The 23,617-nt window shown below is 51.9% G+C and carries 17 protein-coding genes; 7 read left to right on the top strand and 10 right to left on the bottom strand.

Annotated features, from left to right (window positions below):
- Positions 1–85: 85 nt before the first annotated feature.
- Both MMG03_RS11425 and MMG03_RS11430 read left to right on the top strand, forming a co-directional pair.
- Entirely contained in the window at positions 86–1,855 is a 1,770-nt protein-coding gene (locus MMG03_RS11425) for a long-chain fatty acid--CoA ligase (RefSeq protein ID WP_073156647.1), read from the top strand.
- Positions 1,856–2,150: 295 nt separating this feature from the next.
- A complete protein-coding gene (locus MMG03_RS11430) occupies positions 2,151–2,603 on the top strand; it encodes an LD-carboxypeptidase (RefSeq protein ID WP_346348714.1) in 453 nt (150 codons plus the stop codon).
- Between the two features lie 190 nt (positions 2,604–2,793).
- Here MMG03_RS11430 and MMG03_RS11435 read toward each other — a convergent pair whose 3' ends face one another.
- The 5 genes from MMG03_RS11435 to rpsO all read right to left on the bottom strand — a co-directional run bounded on the left by MMG03_RS11435 (position 2,794) and on the right by rpsO (position 10,494).
- On the bottom strand, positions 2,794–3,960 hold the full coding sequence (locus tag MMG03_RS11435; protein ID WP_073156644.1) for a phosphoglycerate dehydrogenase: 1,167 nt from the start codon (positions 3,958–3,960) through the stop codon (positions 2,794–2,796).
- Positions 3,961–4,143: 183 nt separating this feature from the next.
- Entirely contained in the window at positions 4,144–5,883 is a 1,740-nt protein-coding gene (ispG, locus tag MMG03_RS11440) for a (E)-4-hydroxy-3-methylbut-2-enyl-diphosphate synthase (RefSeq protein ID WP_073284716.1), read from the bottom strand.
- Positions 5,884–6,016: 133 nt separating this feature from the next.
- Positions 6,017–7,708 (bottom strand): HD domain-containing phosphohydrolase, encoded by a 1,692-nt coding sequence (locus MMG03_RS11445; RefSeq protein WP_088658706.1) that lies wholly within the window; start codon positions 7,706–7,708, stop codon positions 6,017–6,019.
- A gap of 213 nt (positions 7,709–7,921) precedes the next feature.
- On the bottom strand, positions 7,922–10,159 hold the full coding sequence (gene pnp, locus MMG03_RS11450; RefSeq protein ID WP_346348715.1) for a polyribonucleotide nucleotidyltransferase: 2,238 nt from the start codon (positions 10,157–10,159) through the stop codon (positions 7,922–7,924).
- Between the two features lie 62 nt (positions 10,160–10,221).
- Positions 10,222–10,494, bottom strand: coding sequence for a 30S ribosomal protein S15 (gene rpsO, locus MMG03_RS11455; protein ID WP_073156633.1), 273 nt, complete (start codon positions 10,492–10,494; stop codon positions 10,222–10,224).
- Positions 10,495–10,792: 298 nt separating this feature from the next.
- Between rpsO and MMG03_RS11460 the strand changes: the two genes are divergently transcribed.
- The 3 genes from MMG03_RS11460 (at position 10,793) to MMG03_RS11470 (ending at position 15,239) form a co-directional block, all read left to right on the top strand.
- Entirely contained in the window at positions 10,793–11,422 is a 630-nt protein-coding gene (locus MMG03_RS11460; RefSeq protein ID WP_101478884.1) for a lytic transglycosylase domain-containing protein, read from the top strand.
- Positions 11,423–11,692: 270 nt separating this feature from the next.
- Positions 11,693–12,466: a hypothetical protein gene (locus tag MMG03_RS11465; RefSeq protein ID WP_249506317.1), complete on the top strand. Its 774-nt coding sequence runs from the start codon at positions 11,693–11,695 to the stop codon at positions 12,464–12,466.
- 160 nt (positions 12,467–12,626) lie between these two features.
- Positions 12,627–15,239 carry a VPS10 domain-containing protein gene (locus MMG03_RS11470; RefSeq protein ID WP_249506318.1) on the top strand — a complete coding sequence of 871 codons (2,613 nt, stop codon included), beginning with the start codon at positions 12,627–12,629 and terminating at the stop codon, positions 15,237–15,239.
- Positions 15,240–15,313: 74 nt separating this feature from the next.
- On the opposite strand, the gene MMG03_RS11475 is transcribed toward MMG03_RS11470, so the two are convergent.
- Complete coding sequence (locus MMG03_RS11475) at positions 15,314–15,844, bottom strand: hypothetical protein (protein ID WP_073156622.1); 531 nt, start codon at positions 15,842–15,844, stop codon at positions 15,314–15,316.
- Positions 15,845–16,080: 236 nt separating this feature from the next.
- Here MMG03_RS11475 and MMG03_RS11480 point away from each other — a divergent pair, with 236 nt between their 5' ends.
- A complete protein-coding gene (locus MMG03_RS11480) occupies positions 16,081–16,398 on the top strand; it encodes a T9SS type A sorting domain-containing protein (RefSeq protein WP_158236587.1) in 318 nt (105 codons plus the stop codon).
- A gap of 18 nt (positions 16,399–16,416) precedes the next feature.
- Here MMG03_RS11480 and tsaA read toward each other — a convergent pair whose 3' ends face one another.
- Complete coding sequence (gene tsaA, locus MMG03_RS11485; RefSeq protein WP_073233772.1) at positions 16,417–17,151, bottom strand: tRNA (N6-threonylcarbamoyladenosine(37)-N6)-methyltransferase TrmO; 735 nt, start codon at positions 17,149–17,151, stop codon at positions 16,417–16,419.
- 87 nt (positions 17,152–17,238) lie between these two features.
- On the opposite strand from tsaA, the gene putP reads away from it, so the two are divergent.
- Complete coding sequence (gene putP, locus MMG03_RS11490; RefSeq protein WP_088658702.1) at positions 17,239–18,780, top strand: sodium/proline symporter PutP; 1,542 nt, start codon at positions 17,239–17,241, stop codon at positions 18,778–18,780.
- 170 nt (positions 18,781–18,950) lie between these two features.
- Here putP and MMG03_RS11495 read toward each other — a convergent pair whose 3' ends face one another.
- From MMG03_RS11495 to MMG03_RS11505, 3 genes are read right to left on the bottom strand one after another with little or no spacing between them, the layout of a single operon-like run.
- Positions 18,951–20,105 (bottom strand): phosphoglycerate mutase family protein, encoded by a 1,155-nt coding sequence (locus MMG03_RS11495; RefSeq protein WP_101478882.1) that lies wholly within the window; start codon positions 20,103–20,105, stop codon positions 18,951–18,953.
- Between the two features lie 54 nt (positions 20,106–20,159).
- Positions 20,160–22,187, bottom strand: coding sequence for a transglutaminase domain-containing protein (locus MMG03_RS16145; protein ID WP_249506319.1), 2,028 nt, complete (start codon positions 22,185–22,187; stop codon positions 20,160–20,162).
- Positions 22,184–23,404 carry a DUF58 domain-containing protein gene (locus MMG03_RS11505; protein WP_249506320.1) on the bottom strand — a complete coding sequence of 407 codons (1,221 nt, stop codon included), beginning with the start codon at positions 23,402–23,404 and terminating at the stop codon, positions 22,184–22,186. Before MMG03_RS11505 ends, MMG03_RS16145 begins: the two co-directional genes overlap by 4 nt.
- Between the last annotated feature and the right edge of the window lie 213 nt (positions 23,405–23,617).

Below are 23,617 nucleotides of genomic sequence, written 5' to 3' on the forward strand. Positions count from 1 at the left end.
TTACACCTTTCTACCCAGCCCTTTCTTTTTCAAGGTCTGCATAAATCTATTTTTGCATCAATCATATTTGAACCAAGGAGTTCCCATGGAACCGCTGCTGCACCAGTCCCTCGCCCACATGTTCTTCGCTACCTGCGACAGAGAGGATTTCCCCGGCTGGTACCACAGAAAACACGAACAGTGGATTTATTTCTCTAGGCAGCAACTCGCCAGAGATACCCGCTCCTTGGCCCTTGCGTTCAAGAACCGCGGAATCAAGGAACACCAGAGTATCGGCATCGTAGCCAACAGCTGCCCGGAATGGATCATGACGGACATCGCATCCCAGCTGAATCACGCCCAGGTGGTCCCCCTGTTTCCCAACATTTCCTCGGACAATTTCAACTTCCAGTGTGATGACTCCGACGTCCAGATTCTGCTGCTGAACAACGTAAACGAACTGGACCAGGCCATCAAGGACGTCCTTCCCCGCTTTAGCGTGGTCATCTGCATCGATCCGGCATCCGACTGCCCCGACAACGGCGTCTACTGGCACGACCTGATCCGCGAAGGCCAGGAACTGGCCAAGAAGCCCGAATCCTCCGCCTGGATCCAAAGTCAGCTGGAATCCATCAACCCCGACGACCTGTTCAGCATCATCTACACCAGCGGTTCCACCGGACGTCCCAAGGGTGCCGAACTGAGCCACCGCAACATGCTGGCGCAGATTCAGACCATCAGGCGCGATGTTGTCGCCCTGAACCACAACGACGTAGGTCTCGTAGTGCTGCCCGTGGCCCATGTGCTGGAACGCATGACCACCTATTTCTTTATCCTGAACGCCACAAAGGTATTCTTCGCCGACACCCCCAAGAACACCGCCCTCCTGATGAAGGAAGTCAAGCCCACCGTCATGATGGTGGTCCCCCGCATTCTGGAACGCGTCTACGAAAGCATGACGGCCGCCGGCGAAAAGTGCCACGGTTTCAAGCGTTGGCTGATTAACCGCGCCGTAAAGATTGCAAAGATTGAGGACCCCACCAAGCGCCCCAGCATCGCCCGCCGCATTTACGACAAACTGGTCTACAAGAAAATGCGCGAAGCCATCGGCGGCAAGTTCCGCCTGATCGTCTGCGGTGGCGGCGCCCTGAACAAGTCCATCTGCCGATTCCTGCTGAACGTTGGCATCAACATCTGTGAAGGTTACGGCCTTACCGAATGCGCCCCCGTGCTCACGGTGAACACTCCCAAGTGCATCCGCCCCGGTAGCGTGGGCATCCCCCTTGCCTATCTGGACGTAAAGATCGGCGAGAACAGCGAAGTCCTGGCCAAGGGCGACAGCGTTTTCAAGGGCTACCACAACATGCCCGAAGTAAACAAGGAAATCTTTACCGAAGACGGTTACCTCAAGACAGGAGACCAGGGATCCTTCGACGAAGACGGCTACCTGTTCTTGATCGGTCGCATCAAGGAACTGCTGAAGACCAGCACCGGCAAGTATGTAAGCCCCAACCCCATCGAGCTTGAAATCAGCCGCCACCCGCTGGTGGAACAGGCCCTTGTCATCGCCAACAACCGTAAGTTCGCTTCTGTGCTTATCTTCCTGAACCCCATCAACGCACGCCGCTTCCTGAACCGCACCAAGGACGAATTCGATATCAACCGCGCTCTGGAATCCAAGCACATCAACGAGGCTCTGGAACGTCACATCACCCGCATCAACAAGAAGCTGAACCATTGGGAACAGATCCGCAAGTGGACCCTCATTGGAGACAGCCTCACCGTTGAATCAGGCTTGCTGACACCCACCCTCAAGATCCGTCGCAAAGCCGCCGAAGAAATGTACAGCGAACAAATCGAAGAAATGTACAAGTAGCGGAGAGCGATGAGCAGCGAGCTGTGTGCTGCGAGCGGAAAGACTCGAGGCGCGAGGCTTGAGGTATCATCCTGAGCGAAGGCATGTAAGGCCGTAGTCGATATAGAATTATTAGCAATTTATTGCCTTACAATTCTTAGGTTCGAAGGAGCAGGATCTAGATACTAGATATGAGTTATTGGACGTTTGACGTGGGACTTCTAACTGGATTAGTGAACAATGAATAGTGAACAGTGAAAGGCGCCTAACTTTAACTCAAAGCTCAAAGCTCATAACTTATATCTAAATATTACAAATAACGAATACGTTACCAACGAGTACATCACAAACGAGTACAACACTTAAGAGCTGGGGCTTAACGGTAATCGAGGCCAGCAACCTGTATTCAAGCGCAGAGGAAGGACGCTACTCGGGAACTCTGGACGAACGCGCAGACGCCATGCAAGCCCTTATTGACAACAAGAGCGTCAAGGCCATTTTCTTTGCACGCGGGGGCTACGGCAGCAGCCAGCTTCTGAACAAGCTCAACTACTCAAAGCTTGAAAAGCACCCCAAATGGTTCGTGGGCTATAGCGACATTACCGCCTTCCACATTGCCTTGAACAACCTTGGTTTCGAAACTATCCAAGGACCCATGATGAAAGGCTTCAACAAGGATTCTCGACCTGAACGCCGCCAACCGGCCGCTATACCTGGGAGCAAAGGTTTCTATAAAGGTCACCGACAAAAAGGCAACCATACAGTTTAAGTAGAGGTATGAGGCGACAGGCTTCAGGCGACAGGTACGAGGGCGGAGCCTTCGGCTCCTTTGAACTAGATATCTCATAATCACAACTCATATCTCATAACTAAAAAAAGCCAGGTTTTCACCTGGCTTTTTTTTGCAAGGCCGACCTCATACCTCAAAGGAAGGCGAAGCCGACCGACCTCTTTGCCTATTAGAAATGGATCACGCGAACCTTGATGACCTTGGGCAGCTGAGCCAGCTTGTCCTTGATGGAATCATCAATGGAGCTTTCGATGTCGATCAGGTTGTAACCGATCTTGCCGTTGCTCTTGTTGGAGAAGGAGGCAATGTTGATGCCTTCTGCACCCACAACCTTGGTGATTTCAGCGATCATGTTGGGAACGTCTTCGTTAATCACCACAACGCGGGTCTTGATGCCCATGTGGGGCTTGTCCATGAGAGCCGGGAAGTTAACGGAGTTACGGACGCAACCGAATTCGATGTAGTCCTTCAGTTCTTCAACAGCCATGACTGCGCAGTTTTCTTCAGCTTCTTCGGTAGAAGCGCCCAGGTGCGGGAAGCACTGGATCTTATCGTGCTGAATCTGCTTTGCATCCGGGAAGTCGCTGAGGTAACCCTGGAGAGTACCGTTGTCCAGCATTTCGTAAATGGGGTCCATTTCAACCAGACCGTTACGGGCGAAGTTCAGGATATGAGTACCCTTGAAGTTAGCCAGGTTCTTGCGGTTCAGGAGGTTTTCGGTAACGCCCTTGATGAACGGAACGTGAACGGTGAGGAAGTCAGAATTTGCGATCACGGTGTCGAGATCGGCAATTTCAACCTTGTTGGAAAGTTCGTGCATGTTCAGTGCGTTGGGATACGGTTCGTATGCGATCACGCGCATGTTCTTCCAACGAGCATAGTTAGCAACGAGAACGCCGATCTTGCCGAGGCCGATAACACCGAGGGTCTTGCCAGCCAGTTCAGAACCAGCGAACTTCTTCTTGCCGCTTTCAACAGTCTTGGCCATATCCGGATCATTGATGTCCAGAGCCTTGACCCAGTTTGCAGCCTGTGCAACATTACGAACAGCCATACCGAGAACGGTCATCACGAGTTCAGCAACAGCGTTTGCATTTGCACCCGGAGTATTGAACACGCAGACACCCTTAGCGGAAGCCTTGTCGATAGTGATGTTGTTAACACCAGCACCGGCACGAGCCACAGCCAGGAGGCCGTCAAACTGATCAGTGTCAACCTGAGCAGAACGGACAAGAATTGCGTCCGGATTTTCGACGGTATCAGAAACCTGATAGTAAGCTCCAAACAGGCTGAGGCCCTTCTTGGAGATGTTGTTCATAGTCTTAATAGTTGCCATGATTTTTATTCCTTGTAGTTTATGTTAAAAATTCTCGAGGTCGCACCTATGGTGCTTTGAGGTGCGAGGTCGCGCTTCGCGCTCTGAGGCTTGAGTTTCGCGGATTTGCCGCCTTTATTTTGCTCAAGGGCCGTAGGCCCGTCCTCAAAGTCTTTCGAAGAAAGACGACCTCACCGCCCATACCTATGGTTCTACCCAGCGACCGCGTTCCTTGATGAGAGCTACCAATTCTTCGATGGCATCTTCTTCGGGAATGTTCTTCTTGACTGCGGTCTTTCCTTCGAACAGGGTAATGCGACCGGGACCACCACCAACGTAACCAAAGTCAGCGTCTGCCATTTCACCCGGGCCATTCACGATACAGCCCATAATGCCGATAGACAGATCCTTCAGATGACCAAAGCGGGCCTTTATCTTACCCATCACTTCCTGGATGTTGTACAAAGTACGGCCACAGCTGGGGCAGCTGATAAAGTTGGTCTTGCTGCGACGGCAGTAGGCAGCCTGCAAAATATCGAAAGCCAGTTCCACAGATTCCTTGGGACTCTTGAAACCTTCGATAACAACAGCGTCACCGATACCGTCAGTGACCAGGCTACCGATGTCGGCAGAAGCACGGAGCATATCCTTCTCGGAGCTACCGATGTTGGCATAGAGCAAGATGGGATCCTTGCGGCCAGCGGCTTCCATTGCAGAAACCAGGGCGCGAACACCAGAAACCATGTTATCGCCAGTATAGCAGAACACGGAACCTTCCGGAACAGAAATAGGATTGGCGGCAAAGCCAGCAATATCCATGGGATCGTCAAAAGCCACAACAGGCTTGTCGGCCAGGCTGGCCACGGCAAATTCAGGACCGCGACCTTCAGAAGTCAGGCTGGCAGCATCGGAACGAACACCGACCTTGACCGGCTGAGCGCCACCGATTTCCACACCGTTAAGAACAACGGGCTTGGTTTCGCGACGAGCGTAGTGGTACGGATCCTTTTCGAGAATAGGCACATCGTAGCTTACCGGAACTGCGGGCAAGGCGCAAGCCTTGATCAGTTCCTGGGCAACGGGGACTTCGGCCACAGGATCTTCGGTCAGGGAGACGCGAATGGTATCGGCAAGACCGTCCATCAAGAGGGCTCCAATACCTGCGGCAGACTTCATGCGGCCATCGGCACCGGCGCCAGCTTCGGTAACGCCCACATGGAAGGGGTACGGCTTGTAGTTTTCCTGCTTGATACGGGCAGCCAGCATACGGTAGGCAGAAATAGCCACGCGAGGATTGCTGGACTTCAGGCTCAGGACCACCTGGTCAAAATGTTCGGCTTCGCAAACAGCCAGGTATTCCATGACGGATTCCACCATGCCTTCCACGGTGTCGCCATAGCGGTAAATCATACGGGCAGAAAGGGAACCGTGGTTCACGCCAATGCGGATCACGCGGCCCAGACGCTTTGCTTCCTGGACGAAGGGAGTGAACTGTTCAGCCACCTTCTCCTTGCCTTCTTCGAACATGGCGTCAGTCTGATTTTCCAAAGTCAGGATGCCGGTATCAACGAAATTACCCGGATTGATACGGACCTTTTCAACCCACTTGAGAGCTTCGAAAGCAGCCTTGGGCTGGAAGTGGATGTCGGCAGAAACCGGCACCTTGCAACCAGCAGCACGAATGCGCTTCATGACTTCTTCCAGACCCTGGGCATCGGCCAGAGTGGGAGCGGTAATACGAACCAGGCCACAGCCAACCTTGGCAAGATCCAAGGTTTCCTGGACGGTCTTTTCAACGTCCTTGGGCTTGGTGGTAGTCATGGACTGAACTAAAATGGGGGCACCGCCCCCAATCAATGCATCACCAACACGAACCTGTACAGTTTCTCTACGGACTGCGTTAAAGCGGTCAGCAACATACGGAAATTCAGAAAACTTTGTCATATATAAGCAATTTAGGAAAAGTCGAGCGTCGCGGCAAAAGCGTTTTCGCTTTTGACATAACCGAGAAGCACTAAATGCGCTTGTTAAAGCGCCATTTAGGAAAATCCGCAATTATCGGCACATTCCAAATTACTTATGTAGAAGATTTGTAGTACTCTTCCAGCTTTTCACGACAGTTATAGAAGCACTTCCACAGCGACGGATCGAACTGGGAACCCATGCCCTTGGCGATAATATCAAAGGCATCCTCGAAAGAGAATTTTTCCTTATAGCAACGCTTACTGACCAAGGCGTCGTATACATCGGCCACAGCCATCACACGGGCTTCAAACGGGATATTCTCGCCACTCAGGCCCCTGGGGTAGCCCCTTCCGTCATAACGTTCGTGATGGAAACAGGCCACGTTCCTGGCGATGTTCACGAAAGCAGGAACCTCGATCTGAGAAAGGAGATTCTCGACAATGGCAGCACCCTTTTCAGGGTGAGTTTTCATCTCCTCGAATTCCTCGGGAGTGAACTTTCCAGGTTTTCTCAGAATTTCATCGTTAATGGCAATCTTGCCCAAGTCGTGCATAGGTGCGGCACTGACCAGAGCGTCGTAGAAGGGATCTTCATACTTGCGCTGTCGATCCTTACGCAGTTCATCAACAAGGATAGACACCACCTTGCTGGTTCGCTTGATATGACCGCCCGTATTGCTATCACGGCTTTCAACCATGTTGGCCATGCCCACAATCATCTGTTCCTGGATAGACTTCAACTGGTTGGCGTTACTCTTCACCACAGTCTTCAATCGGGTATTGCTGTCGCCAAGCATCTGCACATAGTTGTGCAAATCCGTATCGTCCACAATCTTGAACAGGTTCACATAACGATCACGGAACACGTTGACCTTGCGAACATAACAGCGATAATGACGAACGCTAGACAGGTATTCCTTGGTATCCAGATAATCCCCGTCCCGCACTTCCCTCACCCACAATCTCAGGAAATCGATGGCAGCAGAACCCGAAGGCAGCAAGTGGTCTACGCGGCAATTTTTTAAGGCAGGAATGATCTCGTAGGCAATCTCGTTGCATCCCAAAAAACGGTATGACGAAGACACCAGAATATACCCATCCGTATTGTTTTTTTCAAGAACAGATAGAACGCTATGCCCGATGTCATAACTCTTTACACGGAAGCAAATGTATATCAGCGCCAGCTGGTCAAACACATAGACCGCAGGCATGATCAAGGTATCGATTTCCCAAAGGCGCGAAGAGAAGAACGCCAAAATCGTAGCAATATCGATAAGGGACATGGCCACAAGGCACTTAAAGGAAACGTTCTTCTTCTTGGCAAAGGCATAGATAAGAATACTTACGTTGGCGATCAGGAACCCAAAAATCATCAGGTTGAACAAATCATGGCCAAAGCCATAAGTCGCCACATAGTTACCCACCCCTTCGAATGTCTGGACATACTCAATGGAGGTGTAATAAATATCGCTGAAACCTACCGTACACGACAGGCCGAATATTAACATCGTATAGGCATTCAGGATCGTGCGCACGAACTTGTGGATTTTAACCCGGCAGACATCGGCGACGGCATAGAACATGAACAGGGGCAGAAATACGGAACCCGCATAGTTGAACTTGTTGGCCACAATGGCTTCATCCACGTTGGTAGACAAGCCAAGCATCAAGTGCCCCATGCAGGACACCAATACCAAAAAGCTAATGAACGAATAATTGCCACTAAACTTTGGATTCAGATGCCAAATCGCCACCACATTCAAGGCGGCAATAATACACAAAACCAACAAACACGTAATAATCATACACAAAAACCCTACAATTGGCCAGGCGGTCTCTCTTAAAGATAATCAACTTTAGAACTAATCGCAAACAAAGACCCCCAAAGGGGCCCCAAACGCATACAAAAAACTTGCAATATGTGATTTAGCAAACAATTACCGCTAACCAAAAAAAAGCCCGACTGCTTTCGCAGCCAGGCTTTTTAAAGTTCTAGGAACTCTGTCGAAGTACTTCGATTAGGCTTCGGTTGCGGTCGCTTCTGCAGCAGCGCTAGCGGTTGCTTCAGGAGCGGCTTCGGCTGCGGGAGCAGCTTCAGCGGCCGGGGCTTCAGCCTTCGGGGGGAGCAGAGCCTTCATGGAAAGCTTCACCTTACCCTTCGGGTCAACACCGAGGCAGAGAACTTCAACTTCGTCACCGACGTGAACGACATCTTCAACCTTGTCGACGCGGTGGTCAGCAAGTTCGGAGATGTGCACGAGGCCATCGCGACCCGGGAGGATTTCGACGAATGCGCCGAACGGCTGGATCGTCTTAACCTTGCCCTTGTACTTGCGGCCCGGTTCCGGTTCTGCAGTGAGTTCTTCGATCATGCGGCGGCAAACTGCAGCAGCCTTACCAGTCGGAGCAGCGATGTCAACGTTACCGTTGTCGTCGATGTTGATGGTGCAGCCAGTCTGAGCCTGCATGCCCTTAATGACGGAGCCACCAGAGCCGATAACGTCACGGATCTTGTTGGTGGGCACCTTCATCTTGATCATGGTCGGAGCCTTTTCGGAAACCTTCGGACGAGGTGCGGCGAGGCCAAGTTCAGCCATGCGGCCGAGAATGTGGAGACGGCCCTGCTTGGCCTGTTCCAATGCCTGACGCATCAGTTCCGGAGTGATACCACGGATCTTGATATCCATCTGGAAGGCGGTGATACCTTCAGCGGTACCAGTCACCTTGAAGTCCATATCGCCGAGGTGGTCTTCAGTGCCGGTAATGTCGGACAAGATTTCGATCTTGCCGCCTTCCTTCACGGAACCCTTTTCGGAGATGAGGCCCATTGCGATACCAGCAACCGGAGCCTTGATAGGAACGCCAGCGTCCATCAAGGAGAGGCAGCCACCGCAAACGGAAGCCATGGAAGAAGAACCGTTGGATTCCTGAATTTCGGAAACCACACGGATGGTGTACGGGAAGTCTTCGGGCAGCGGAAGAACTGCAGCCAGAGAACGTTCGGCGAGGTGGCCGTGACCGATTTCGCGGCGGCTGGTGCCGAGACGCTTGCATTCACCCACGCTGTACGGCGGGAAGTTGTAATGCAGCATGTAGCTCTTTGCGCCTTCACCCTGAAGGCTTTCATAACGTTGTTCGTCAGCCTTGGTGCCGAGAGTACATACAACGAAACCCTGAGTTTCACCGCGCTGGAAGATGGCAGAGCCATGAGCGCTGGGGAGAACGCCCATATCGATTTCGATGGGGCGGATTTCGGTAGTGGTACGGCCGTCCAAGCGGACGTGTTCGTTCAGGATCATTTCGCGCATTGCGGTGCGTTCCAGATCGCCGAAGATTGCCTTGGCATCAGCAAGGAGAGCTGCATCCTGAGCGTCGCCTTCGCCAATGATAGCGAGGATACGCGGATCTTCAGTCATACGCTTGCAGAGGTCTGCCATAGCAGGATAGAAGTCGGTCTTGACCATGTTGGAATGAACGTCCTTCTGGAGTTCGTCATTCACAACTTCCTTAACGGTGGTGAGCAGCTTTTCGTGAGCTTCGCCAAGATCCTTAGGAGCGAGGATCATCTTCGGCATCTTACCGCACTGGTCAACAAGCTTCTGCTGAGCAATGCAAAGCTGCTTGATGACTTCGTGACCGGCGAGGATAGCGTTGATCATGGTGTCTTCGGACACTTCATAAGCGCCACCTTCCACCATGCAGACGGAGTCTTCGGTACCGGCGACCACCATGTCCAGATCGGCGCATGCAATCTGATCATAAGTGGGCATCACAACGTTCTGACCGTCAACGACGGCCACGCGAACTGCAGCAACCTGCTGTTCGAACGGGAGGTCAGAGAGACCAATGGAGAGAGAAGCAGCGCTCACGCCGAGAACGTCGGGAGCGAACTTCTTGTCGGCAGACATGACCTGCACGATGACCTGGACTTCACGAGTGAAGTTTTCCGGGAACATGGGGCGGATCGGTCGGTCGATAATACGAGCAGAGAGGGTTTCTTCGTCAGACGGACGACCAGCTTCACGCTTGGAATAGCCACCCGGGAGGCGACCAGCAGCGTAGGCCTTTTCGCGGTATTCAACCGTCAGGGGGAAGAAGTCACCTTCCTTTTCTTCGCCGTAGCAGACAGTGGACAGAACGAATGCGTCGCCCATCTTGGCAACAGCAGCGCCACGAGCCTGCTTGGCAATACGGCCGGTTTCGAAAGAGATGACACGACCATCGGGAAGTGTTACAGACACTTCCTTCGGGTCCAGCATCTTGCCGTACTTTTCTTTGTAAGCATCAATAGACATAGATTATCTCCAGTCCACAGAAATTAGCCGCGGAGACCCAATTCCTTGATAAGAGCACGCTGAGCGACAATGTCCTTTTCGCCGTAGTACTTGAGGAGAGTCTTGCGCTTTGCAACCATCATAGACAGACCGCGCAGAGAGTGGTGGTCCTTCTTGTGCTGCTTGGCGTGTTCGGTGAGGTTCTTGATCTTTTCAGTCAGGAGAGCGATCTGAACGCGGACGTTACCGGTGTCCTTTTCGTTTGCGCCAAACTTAGCGGTGATTTCTGCAGCCTTTTCTTTAGTAATAGTAGCCATTTTACTACCTGTTCCTTTTGGTTTGTTTGTTTTACTTATTTACACGTTTGCACCCGAGTATTCTACTTGAACTCCCAGTGGAATATAACTGGACGGGAATACCAAGGCGAAATGACGTTGAGGAATAATATAGGTAAAAAGAAGAGAGACGAAAGACGGGAAACGAGAGAAAAGAGGGAAAAAAGGGGCCAAAAGGGGTGTTTGCGACTGATTTTAAAAACTCGTAATTCATATTTCGTAATTCATAATTAAAACAACTGATTTTTCTATCATTGTTGGCGAAGGGTTTAGATAAATTTTGAAGAAGGTTTTACTGGTCATTTTTGCGATTGTATTCTTGTGCGGGGGCGTACTCCCTGCGGTGGAAGATTATCTTGACGAAATCGCAAACAGTAAGGAAGTTCTCACCTTCTTCAACAAGAAAGATTCCCCTGAAAAGCTGAAGAAGTTCATCGTTTCGGTGAATCAAAATTTGAGCGTTGCCGACGTGGATCGTTTTGCCGGATACATCCTGACCTACTCAAAACAGTATGATATGGATTACAAGTTGGTGGCAGCCATTATCGCTCAGGAAAGCAGGTTCAAGGTCAACGCCAAAAGTCGCGTCGGGGCTTTGGGTCTTATGCAGATCATGCCAACCACCGGGAAAAATGTCGCTCAAAAATTGAAGCTTTCCAAGTACAGTTTGTTGAACCCGAAAGACAATATCCAGATTGGCGTAAAGTTCCTGTCGATGCTCCGCAGCGAGTACAAGGGCGATATAAACCTGATGTTGGCCCACTACAATGGCGGATACAGGCAGGCGGAACTGTACAAGGCATTCAGGTATTTTGAATTTTTACGCCTGATAACCATGCAGTACGAGACCTTTAATTACGTGAAAAAAGTAAAGACCAACTACCGAAAAATCTCCCGCGACGAGGTATGAGGTGGTCGCCTACAGCTCCTTTCAGCGATGAGCTATGAGCCTTGAGCAATGAGCTAGATAATCGCGCCAAAGGGACCTGACGTCACCCTGAGGAATCTCAGGATCTTGTGCGTTCACGGGATTCTGAAACAAGTTCAGAATGACAGTTTGCGGATGTTCAGAGAGACAGTCCCCACTGTTCACTATTCACCCCCCTCTAGGTTGCGAAGCAACCGACCTGAAACCTCTAGCGTAGCGAACCTCATTTTCAATTGCTATCTTTGGCCGCAAATGTTCGAGTCCTTGAATTTTCACTTTTCCTTCTACGACTACCTGCTGGTAGCCATGGTGACTGCGCTTGGAACCTTGAGTGCTTACCTGAAGGACCCGCAGCTGAAGGCGGTTACGGCCACCATTCCCATCCCCTTCGGTTTCGCCTACATCGCCGTGGGCCTCCCCATCGGGGCCGCAAACGCCATTTCCGGATTCATGTGCATGCTGTATGCGAACATCGTCCGCATCCTCCATTACAAGGCTAAAGTGCCTATCGTGCTGTCCATCATTATAGGCCTAGCCTGTTTCGTGGCCATGGGCACCTTCCTTATGCCCCGCATCCCCGACAACGAAGCCTTTTTCGTAGGGGTCAGTGCCTTCGACTTTATCGTTGGCCTCATCATGTTCCAGAAGCAAAAATACAAGGCCGGTGTCCGCTACAAGACACCCCTGCCCATCTACATCAAGGCCCCCGCCATTGCCGGCGTGGTCAGTGGCCTCATGTTCATCAAGCGACTCATGGGCGGATTCTGCACCAGCTTCCCCATGATGAACTCCATCGTCAGCTACGAAAGCCGTTTTTCATTGGGTGACCAGTGCCGTCAGCTGCCCCTGTTCCTGATTGCAGGCCCCTTTATGTTCCTGGAGATGCACTTTATCGAGACCCGCCTGGGCCTAAACCATTGGCTGGTACTGCTTAGCGGCTACATTATCTTCAGCGTGATTTACGTTCCCCTGAACAATGAACTGAAACGAAGGAACGCCTGTAACTACAACAACCCCCAGGAATAGTTCCCCATAGGCATATTCCAAGCTGTTGTGATTAAATAAACGTTTTTAACAACAAGGACGCCCCAAAGGCGTCCTTTTTCGCTATTTGGAAATATCTTATATAATGGTAATTTGGCACTTCATACAATTTAGGGTGCCGCTGGTGAAATCTGGAGAATATATGTTTGGAAAAATCAAGGCGATTGGCATTATGGCAGCCATTGTTGCCACCGGTGTAACACAGTCCAACGCTGAAGCTTACGACTGGGGTAACGTCCGTTTCGATGGTGGCGGATTCATGAGCGCCATCCTCCCCAGCCCCTATCAGAAAGATTTGATTTACGCCCGTACCGACGTGGGCGGCATCTACCGCTGGGATGCAACCAAGTCCTACTGGATTCCTCTTATGGACCAGTTCAGCGAAGAAGACAAGGGTCTTTACGGCACCGAATCTTTCGCCCTGGACCCCACCGATCCCAAGCGCATTTACGTTTTGGCTGGTACCGGCTATTTTAGCTGGGGACGCACTGCCGTACTCCGCTCCGAAGACTACGGTACCACCTGGGACACCACTTATGTAGGCAACAAGGAAGGCGAAGGTATTCTCGCCCACGGTAACGGCATGGGCCGCCAAACTGGCGAAAAGCTGGCCGTAGATTCCAACATGCCCAACATTATTCTTTGCGGTAGCCGTACTGCAGGCGTTTACAAGAGTGAAGACTATGGTAAAACCTGGAGCAGCCTCTACAAGGTGGCTATTTCCAGCGCCTCGGGAAACAGCCTGAGCGGCGTAAATGGTGTCGCCTTCGTCATGTTCGACGAATCCCAGGGCAAGCTAGCCGACGGCAGCACCGCCACCATTTACATCGGTATTTCCGACACCAAGGACAATCTGCAAGTTTCTAAGGATGGCGGTAAGACCTGGAAGACTATCGAAGGCGGCCCCTCCAAGTACATGCCCCACCGCGCCAAGATCGTAGATGGCGATATGTACATCACCTACGCCGATGGCCCCGGCCCCCATAACATTAGCGGCGGCGCCGTGATGAAGCTGAATCTCAAGTCCAGCACCTGGACCGACATCACCCCGTATGATGATGAAGAAGACGAAGGCGGCACCGTTCAGCACAAGAAGAACGAAAGTTCCTACGGCGGCATCGCCATCGACCCCAAGGACAAGAATCACATTGTAGTTTCTACCCTGGGCAAGTACACCGGCCGTCACGTAACCAAGGACGAAAAGGATAACTACGGCGACCGCATTTACGTTACCACAGACGGCGGCAAGAACTGGGTCCATGGTCAGCATTACGGCGACGTACCCAATATCGACGCCAACGGTACCGACTGGATTCCGGGTAATGCCATCCACTGGGCAGGCTCCCTGGAATTTGACCCGTTCAACAACAAGAAAGTCTGGGTCACCAGCGGTAACGGTATTTTCACTACCGACGACATCACCGCCAAGGTTCCTGTCTGGAAGTTTGAATCCAAGGGCGTAGAAGAAACCGTTCCCCTGGATATTGTCAGCATTCCGGGCGGTCCCCTGGTTACGGCCATCGGCGACTATGATGGTGGAGTCTACACCGACATTAACGCACCCGTCAAGCGCCACTTCCCCATCGTAGGTTCTACCGAAAGCATCGGCTACGCAGCCCTCACCGGCACCTTGATGCGTACCGGTATCGTAACGGTCTACGGCCAGTACGATTCCAAGAGCTACAAGAAGATGTACCGTTCCGACGACTTGGGCAAAACCTGGGACGAGATGCCCATGGACACCACAAGCACCATGGAGAACATGCGTAAGGGCCACCTGACTCTCTCCGCAGACGGCAAGGTCATCATGCACAAGCCGGAAAACGGATCCAGCTTCTATCGCTCCGTTGACAACGGCAAGACATGGAAAGAAGTAAAGACCGGTAGCGGCAACGGCCGTATGGCTTCTGACCCCGTGAACCCGAAGGTATTCTACGTCATCGGCGACAACGGAGAAGTGATCGTTTCCAATGACGCCGGCGAAACCTTCAAGCAGGTAACATCTCTCAAGACCAACGAAAACTTCTCTGGCGATGGTAACCCCATCCGTACCGTTCCCGGCAGAGAAGGCCACATCTGGGTGGCTCGCGACCAGAATCAGATCTGGCAGAAAGACGGTTACACTCATAACGGTCTCAGCTATACCGAAGACGGTGGCAAGACCTGGAATGATTGCGACATCGTAGGTACCGCCGTTGCAGTAGGTATCGGTAAGGCAAAAGAAGGCGCCGACTACGAAACCATCTACATCTGGGGCGGCACCAGGGAATATGTAGGCGAAGGCCAGTGGGGCGGCAAGGAATACAAGTACTCCACCGTCGGCCTCTACCGCAGTACCGACAAGTGCAAGACTTTCGAACGCATCAACGATGACATGCATCAGTTCGGTGGTCCGGGTAACGGCAAGTTCGTCCAGGGCGACATGAACAACTACGGCGTGGTGTATATGAGTACCGTCGGCCGTGGCCTGATTGTTGGCGCACCGGAAGGAACCAACATTGTCATGAACAACCCCAGAATCATCAACATCGGACGTTCCGCCAGCATGAACCAGCAAGGACGCAGCCTCCAGATCGCAGCCCCCGAGGGAGCCGTTCTCAAGCTGTATTCCGCAAACGGAAAGATTGTCCTTTCTCAGCAAGTTGGCGGCAATGCAAACGTCAGCCTGAACAGAATTCCCATGGGTAAGTACATCGCCCGATTGACCAACGCCAACGGAAACAATCTGCTTTCCAAGGCCATCCTGGTCAAGTAAGCTTTAAGGAGCAAGAAAAGAAAGCCCTCGGTTTTTAGAACCGGGGGCCTTTCTTATGCAATTTTTTGGGAAAATTACTTGGCGAGAGCACTGAAAGATTCAGTGTAGGAGTTCTTGATAGCCATTTCATCGGTCAAATTGTACATAAAGTACAGCTGACCCAGATTCAAGGTCACGAGGGTACCGGTTTCGTCAAGAGCGACAGTGGCGGCCAATTCAACAGTCTTGGGTCCCATGCACATGGTGTTGGTAAAAGACCTCATGTGCAAGACGCCAGCGGCAACAGACCATTCGCCGTAAACAGGATTGCAGTCTGCGGTAGCAATGTCTGCTGCCAGGGCAGGAGCGTCAAACTGGAATTCATGAGTATTCTTGTCGAAAGTCAGCGTGCCCGGAGCTGCGGTGTAATTGAACATGGAATGCATTTCACCAGAAGCCTTGTTGGCCATACCATTGGCGTTCCATGCACCATTCAGGCAGTCATCGGAAATGCCGTTAGCGCAAAGTTCTGCACGGGTCGGATCCGGAGTGCTATCATCGCTACAGGCAGACAGGAGACCCAGGGAGCAAACGCCAGCCAGGGCGATCAAAGAAAACTTTTTCATATAAAACCTCTGTTATTTGTGGTTGAATATAAGAAAAAGTGGCGAACATTTTTTTTTATTGATTTTATTTTACCAAAAGACAATGGCTTTTTTACGCAAAAAAGCATAATGTTGTAAAAAAGAACAACAGAAATCCCCCCATTTATATGTACAGACAGGTCAGGAATAGCTATTTTTGGCCCGTGTTTGGAGAGGTCTGCGACTTAACAACAGCAGACGAGTGGAGTTATAGTAGAATGAAGAGATATCTGACAGCAGCAGTTTTGGCTACTTCACTGATGTCGCTCAGTGAAGCAGCCCCAAGCACAAACTTCCAGGTCAACTTGCTGGGCGATTCTAATATGGGGAGCCCTAGCCTCACCCATGCCGAAAAGAATTACCAGGCAAGTGTCAAGGTTTATTCCATGTTGGGCAAGGAAGTTCTAACCTTAGGTAAGAACACCACCTACTTCGAAGCTACCAAGGCATGCAGCCAGAACCTCCCCTCAGGCCGCTACGTGATCAATATCAGGGCAAACGGAACCGACCGCAGTTCCATTATCAATGTTAGATAGTCTAAACCCGACTCTATACTAAATCTTAATCAAGTCCAGGACCGAAAGCACTTCGTCCTGGACTTTAAATTTGACTTCAAAGCCAGCAAACTTAAAGCCGTAAACTCGGTCGGCATCCTTCTGGTAAGCCGGGCGGGGATCCTCAGCCAGAATTTCGCGGAGGGTATCCAATTTTTCTGCCGGAAACTCCCCAAGGTCCACGGAGAATTCCACCTTCAGGCTTTTTTCGCGGAGGGGTTCCGCAAAGCCGCCCAGAGCATCGGGCACGGAATCGGCATAAGGCAAATAGGGCTTGATGTCTACAATGGGAGTTCCATCCATCATGTCGGCGCCGCTAACGATAATTTCGGGGCCGCAATAATCCCCGTCAACCACGTTCAGGCGGATTTCCTCGATTTTTACGCAGCTCATGGCCACGGGATTAGGGCGGAAACTGCTGCGGGTGGCAAAAACTCCCAGACGCTTGTTGCCTCCGAGGCGGGGCGGGCGCACCGTAGGACTCCAGCGATTTTCACCGTTCTCGCCCACCCTTACATTTTCTGAAAAAATCCAGAGGACCCACAGGTGGCTAAAGCCCTCGAGACCGCGCAAGGCGTCGGCCACTCGAAACTCAGGTTCAAAGCGAATGGAGGAACGCAATTCCTTTAGCAATCCACTCTGGCGGGGAATGCCGAACTTATCGGGAAAGTCACTCCGGATTCTGGCAATGACCTTAAAGGGGAAATGAGATGGGGTTTCGCAGTCTGGGTTCACAGAGCCATATATAAAAATTTCTATCTTGCCCCACCGATGATTTAACTCAGGCGAATGTTTTTTCGCCGCAACATAGAAGAGGAACAAATGACCGTAGTCGTCTTTATTCTTTACTTGTTGATGATGCTAGGCATCGGTGCCTACTTCTCTCGCAAGGCAAATAGCCTCAACGCCTACTACCTGGGCGATCGTGGCATGAACAAGTGGGTGGTGGCTATGTCCGCCCAGGCTTCCGATATGAGTGGCTGGATGCTCATGGGTCTCCCCGGCGCCATCTACCTCAGCGGTTTCTCCGAAGCATGGATCGGCATCGGTCTCGTGATCGGTACCTATTTCAACTGGAAGATCGTTGGCCGCCGTCTCCGCAAGTACTCTCACTTCTGCGGCGACTCCATTACCCTCCCCGACTTCCTCTCTAACCGTTTCCGCGACAAGAAGGGCATCATCCGCGTGATCGCATCCTTCTTCATCCTGGCATTCTTCCTGTTCTACACCGTTTCCGGCTTCGTGGCTTCCGCAAAGCTCTTCGGCACCATCTTCGGTCTTGACTACACCACCGGCCTGATCATCGGTGCCGTCGTGGTTGTTAGCTACACCTTCATGGGCGGCTTCTTCGCTGTTTGCTGGACCGACTTCATCCAGGCTTCCATGATGCTCATTGCCGTGCTGGTGATTCCCACCATCATCTGCGTTTCCGGTGGCGGCTTCGCTGCAACCATGGATGCAGTGAACGTACAGAATCCCTACCTCATGAGCCTCTTCACCAACGCCTCTACCGGCAAGGCCATCGGTTTCATCTCCCTGATTTCCAGCCTGGCCTGGGGTCTCGGCTACTTCGGTATGCCCCACATCCTGGTCCGTTTCATGTCCATCAAGAACGCTGAAGAAATCAAGCATTCTCGCCGCATCGCCATGACTTGGGTCATCATCTGCCTCGGTGCTGTGATCATGATCGGTCTCCTTGGCCGCTATTATGTAAGCGCTAACGGTCTCACTGTCCAGGACCCTGAAAGAATCTTCATGGTCCTCTGCCAGGCCCTCTGCCATCCGGCTATCGCCTCTATCCTCATGGCAGCCATTCTCGCCGCTATCATGAGTACCGCAGACTCCCAGCTCCTGGTTTCTGCTTCCGCTTTCAGTAACGACATGTACAAGCACCTCTTCCGCAAGAACGCCTCCAACAAGGAACTGATGTGGGTGAGCCGCGTTGTGGTTGCCGTTATCGCTATTATCGCAGTTCTCGTGGCACTCCAGGGCGCACCTTCCGCTGGTGCCGCTAAGGAAGGCAAGAGCTTCCTTGACGTGGTCATGAGTCTGGTCAGCTTCGCCTGGGGTGGCTTCGGTGCAACCTTCGGTCCGCTGGTTCTGTTGGCCCTCTTCTGGAAGCGCACCACCCTGCCCGCAGCCGTTGCCGGTATGCTGGTTGGTGGCATCACCACCTTCGTCTGGAAGTTCTACCTCTCCGGCCTCAGCGGTGAAATCTTCCAGATTTACGAACTGGTTCCTGGCTTCGTATTCAGCATGGTTACCATCATCGTGGTAAGCCTTTTGACCAAGGCCCCCTCCAAGGAAATCCAGGACGAATTCGACCAGGTGGAACACACCCGCTTGAGCGATATGAAGCTGTAAGATTAGATATCAGATACACGATATGAGATATGGATTTCTCATGTCGTGAGATTCCGAAAAAATCGGAATGAAGATTTGCAGAATTCAATTTAATCTTCAGCAAAAAGAAACCCAGACTTTTTAAGTCCGGGTTTCTTTTTTTTATAGTCTAACGTTCTAGATTAACAGAACTAAGTCGTTCCAGATTCCAGACCCTTCACAGGAAGAACCTTTACAGAACCATCGGCACCGATCACCACGGCAATACCGGCCAGGTAAGTAATCCAGCTGCGATTTTCGTAGTATCTAAGGTCAATCTGACGGCCAGAGGCATAAATTGTCAAAGGAGCCAGGAACATGTCGTGGGTATTCACCACGCTTACACGAGCCTTCTTGGAAATCACGCCCACCAGGAATTCATCAATGAACTGCTTGGCACGAGAGTCCAGGTCATAGAAGGCGTCTTCATAACCGCCATTGAAAGCCCAGTCCGTTGTAGCCACATAGTTTCCATCGGTAGACAAGGCTGCATAAGCATTGAAAGCGGAGTCATTCTTGATGAACCAGCCTCCATTCAACACGCCATAAGCATCGTGGTTGAATCCAGTTTCACCACGACCCTTGGCGATATTCTCCAACGTTTCGCGGGTACGGACATATTCAGAATGAGCGTAGTAGGCCGGATCTTCACTTGCGATTTTCTGGCCCACGGACTGAGCAGAGAAAATACCGAATTCCGTCAAGTGAGAAGTTTTTCCAGAACTGGAATTACGTTCGGCATGGCGCAGAACAAAGACCACCTTTTCATCGGGCTGCAGGGCCTTGAACACCTTTTCTACACTAGTGAAAGTCGTCAGGTCCGGATTGGCCGGATCGTATGCCACGTCGGCATCGGGATCAGCAAAGATCGTTCCCTTAAAAGGGGGCGTTCCAAGAGAATCCAGGCAATAGACGCCGTTACCCATGCCATTGTCAAGAGGTTTGACTTCGCAGCCCTCGGGTACATAAGAGGGTTCATCGATATCGGTTCCAACAGCATAGGGGTCCGCATTGGGATTCTCCGTCGGACCTTCAACACCGCTAGAAGATTCAGGCTGAGACGGATCCAAAGTAGGATTAGACGGGTCTACAGACGGATCCACTGTGGGGTCAACAGTCGGATCAGACGGATCGGCAGTGGCCGAAGACTGCGCACCCGGTTCAGGAGACATGCCGGAATCGGAAGAAAGGATTTCTGATGCAGGAGGATTAGGATCGTTAGAAGGTTCTGTTGCAGAACTACTGTCGCCACAAGCCCAGAACAGGGATGAGCACAGGACAGGCAAAATCAGGAATTGTTTTTTCATAGACTCTAATCTAACAAAAAGGGCCAAAATGACAAGTAAATTTTAGGAAAGGGTCTACGAACACCAGCGATTCCTTTCGTATTCCCGCAATATTTCCACAGCATCGGCAGGTTCGTGCCCTTCTACACGCCTCAAAAAGTCGCCCACCGTTTCACCAGGTTCTCGGTGGAAGCCTGCACGAGCCAGTTCCTTTTCGGCTGCATCCAACTTTTTTGCCCAGAGAATCGCCTTGGCCGACGTAGACACGATTCGCTTTTGACGAGCCCTAAGGGCTCCACGGGTTTTGATCGCAACAAGGAACGCTGACAATAAAACGAGAAGCAGATAAGGGATTCCGCTATCTATAAAGCTCTGGGTGTAGTTCTGCCAGCTGTCTACGGAACGTCTCCATTCACCTTCCTTTAAGAAATGCATGATGCGGGCGGCGCGACCGCGGATTCCTTCCCACTTTACGCTGAACCAGCTAGGCTCGGTGCCCAAGGGAGAAAACATAGGAGGCGTGGGGTCAAAAATAGCCCAATGACCATCCACAAAAACTTCGACCCAGGAATGGGCATGCTTACGACGGAACACCGCATAGGGGCGGCCCTCCACCACTTCGGGGTGAGCAAAGCCGGTAGCATAGCGGGCAGGAATTCCAACGCGGCGCAAAGCGAGAGCCGCCAAGGTAGCGTAGTATTCACAGAAGCCCTGCTTGGCATGCCAGAAAACAGACAGAGGATCCCGGGTCACATTCCCGCCACTGCGCCAACGTTCCAGTCCCGGAATCTGCAAAGAATAAGTAAAATGATTCTTGAAATAAGCCAGAACACGCTGAAGATTTTCTGCATCGGAATTTTCACCGGAAATGCTGTCGCCACGGACCAGTCCCATCTCGGCCACTACGGAATCCATAAGCGCTTCATAGCGGGCACCAACATGCAGGTCCCCTTCGCTGTACGCCAGCAGGGAATCCGGGATGACGCAATTTCTCTGGGAGCCACCAACGCCTTGAGCATCGCCATTCTCCTGAGCATCGCAAACGAAGTAGTACCAGTCCGAACGTTTGCCGTTCTGATCTAGCCCGCGGACCATGCCCCCGGCAAAATACTGTAATGAATCCACGTCCTTTGCGGCATAGCCCACCGCACCATAGGGAGCAAATACAAAACCAAAATTCTTTACGGAGGACTGTACCCAAACCTGTCGTACTCCATGGTTAGCGGAACCTGCCGGAGTCTCCCCCATCGAAGTAACAGAATCCATCACTTCCATCACCGCGTAGTCCACCTGGTAATAGGCCGGCGTCAAAGTCTTTACTTGTTCCGTAGGAAGTTTCCAGATTCCCGCCACGTACTTTTCGTAACTGGCCGCCTTCAGATAATTGGAAGGCAACGAATCCCACACGCGGAGCACCACCTGACTATTATACTTGCCGTTGTAATTGCTGCCAAAACTTCCCAGTGCCGCCACCTGGTCAAAGCCCATGACCCGTTCACGCTGGTAATAATCCTCGGCCCACCGCGCCCCTTTTTCGTAGCGATGCGCCCGCCAATAACGCCACCCGCCAAAAGCGATTCCGCCCAAGGCAACCACCAGCAGCACAAACAAAAGATACTTGTACCAGGCCGTTCCCCGTCGGCTGTAGGCAAACAGGCAAAGCAGCAACCCTACAATACCAGCAACAGCCCAACCCTTAGGCACCATGAACATGCCAAACAGCAAGGCCGCCACACCGTCAAAAGCCACGAAAGCTTCAAAGCCGCCATTACCGCGACTGCGTTCCTGCAACGCCGCCAAGAACAGCAAATACAATCCCGGCAAGAAAATCATCATGGGGTTCACACCGTTCTCCACACCGGGAGTCACCACCCAATACAAGGCCAGCGGCACAATGGCCCCATAGGCAGGAATCTTGTTGTACTTGGGGCGCTTGGAAAATTCCTTGCGGCTGGTGGCGTTCAAGAATCCCGTCACGGCAAAGTAAATCGCAAAAAGCAGGCCCAGCCAAGTCGCCTCGAAAGTATGCCCCAAGTTAAAGGAGGCTGTCATCAAGAACAGGCATTTGGCTACATAACGGATGTCTACTATTTCTTTTTTCACAGCGACACCCCCGACTTTATGGAAGCGGGCTCCACGAACAGGCACTTATCCGAAGATGGATCACGGCCCACCACAATATGCTTGTGGACCAGAGGTTCTTCCTTGGCGTACAGTCCCACCCGAAGCACCGGATCCATGGGCCGTGCCGCAGGAGACCAAGGTCCTGGCTTTCTCGCCGTAATCAAGTTCGCCGCAGGAATTCGGGCCAGCGCGTCCATCAAGTTCTTGCGACGTTCCCCTTGGGCGGCACCACTACCAGCCAGCGGAATTTCTTCATCGTCAATAAAGAATCGCCCAAAGATGTTCCGTTCCAGAAGCCACAGGCCAATTCCCGCCGTCAAGCGGATGGCAAATTCCAGATGCTGACGTTCTCCAAAGGAGGGAGCTGCCGTATCCAGAACCAGAATGGCACCGGCCCCGCGTTCCGTTTCAAATTCCTTGGTAAAGGGCTTGCCGTAGCGGGCAAAAGCCTTGTGGTGCAAGTCTCGAAGAGCATCTCCTTCCCGGTACTCGCGGACGCCCACAAAATTCATTCCGCGATTTAGGCTAGGCATCAACAGCGGGGCAAACACCATGCCGCTAGCCCCCGAGGTTAAGAACGGGAATTCACCCACCTTTATCGGATTCGGATAAACCAGCAATTCCGCAGAACCGCGATATTCAAAAGGCCACTGCAAAAGTCCCATGATTTCGGGAACGTTGGCCGCAATCTTTTTCAGCGGAAAAGCACCGCGGTTCTTCGTCTGAATTTTGCATTCCAGTTTCTTAAAACCGTCAGCGGCATTAATCTGAACCATCTCGGATTCAAGCCAAGTCAAGCTCGGGTCCATACGGTAAGATGCCAACTGCACCGAATCCAGACGATCAGCAGATCCGCCTCCGCGACCAAACAATCGCAACAGCAGATTAGAAGAACGCTTACGACCGATGGCATTTATGGCATCTTCGCCCCCAACGCCCACATCGGCCCAGATGGTAGCCACCTCCCCCTCGTAAGCGGGAGTCACCACCACATTTTCCATAGAAACGTAATTCAGCTTGCTGGAACAGAACAGGGAAAGAATCATTCCCAGGAACAGCAAGAAATCCAGACCGCAAAACACCCAGGCCGCCCAGAATCCAGGGACCATGCCCACCGCCATAGACAAGGGCATCAATGCGGCAGCCGCCTTCCCCGCCGGAGTAAAATATTCCTGCCACAGGTAGAACGCGTGCATCAGAACACCCGCCCGCCGAGGCGCACGAGGAACACTACGAACAAACCAGGAGAAGAAAGACATGGGAGTAGGGAGTAGGGAGTAGGGAGTAGGGAGTAGACAGTAGACGGTAGGTTGTAGGTTGTAGGTGGTAGGAAGGGGAGAGTGTCATCCTGAGCGTAGTCGCAAAGCGACGAAGTCGAAGGATCTAGCAAATCAAGATATCAGAAACCA

This window comes from Fibrobacter sp. HC4 (genome assembly GCF_023373925.1).
In the GTDB taxonomy this organism is placed as follows: domain Bacteria; phylum Fibrobacterota; class Fibrobacteria; order Fibrobacterales; family Fibrobacteraceae; genus Fibrobacter.

Excerpts from the sequence above, each read along its gene's own strand:
- MMG03_RS11465 (WP_249506317.1), top strand. The coding sequence starts at position 11,693 with ATGTTCGAGTCCTTGAATTTTCACTTTTCCTTCTACGACTACCTGCTG.
- MMG03_RS11480 (WP_158236587.1), top strand. The coding sequence starts at position 16,081 with ATGAAGAGATATCTGACAGCAGCAGTTTTGGCTACTTCACTGATGTCG.
- ispG (WP_073284716.1), bottom strand. The coding sequence starts at position 5,883 with ATGACAAAGTTTTCTGAATTTCCGTATGTTGCTGACCGCTTTAACGCA.
- MMG03_RS11435 (WP_073156644.1), bottom strand. The coding sequence starts at position 3,960 with ATGGCAACTATTAAGACTATGAACAACATCTCCAAGAAGGGCCTCAGC.
- MMG03_RS11475 (WP_073156622.1), bottom strand. The coding sequence starts at position 15,844 with ATGAAAAAGTTTTCTTTGATCGCCCTGGCTGGCGTTTGCTCCCTGGGT.
- MMG03_RS11505 (WP_249506320.1), bottom strand. The coding sequence starts at position 23,404 with ATGCACGCGTTCTACCTGTGGCAGGAATATTTTACTCCGGCGGGGAAG.
- MMG03_RS11470 (WP_249506318.1), top strand. The coding sequence starts at position 12,627 with ATGTTTGGAAAAATCAAGGCGATTGGCATTATGGCAGCCATTGTTGCC.
- MMG03_RS11445 (WP_088658706.1), bottom strand. The coding sequence starts at position 7,708 with ATGATTATTACGTGTTTGTTGGTTTTGTGTATTATTGCCGCCTTGAAT.
- MMG03_RS11425 (WP_073156647.1), top strand. The coding sequence starts at position 86 with ATGGAACCGCTGCTGCACCAGTCCCTCGCCCACATGTTCTTCGCTACC.
- putP (WP_088658702.1), top strand. The coding sequence starts at position 17,239 with ATGACCGTAGTCGTCTTTATTCTTTACTTGTTGATGATGCTAGGCATC.
- rpsO (WP_073156633.1), bottom strand. The coding sequence starts at position 10,494 with ATGGCTACTATTACTAAAGAAAAGGCTGCAGAAATCACCGCTAAGTTT.
- MMG03_RS11495 (WP_101478882.1), bottom strand. The coding sequence starts at position 20,105 with ATGAAAAAACAATTCCTGATTTTGCCTGTCCTGTGCTCATCCCTGTTC.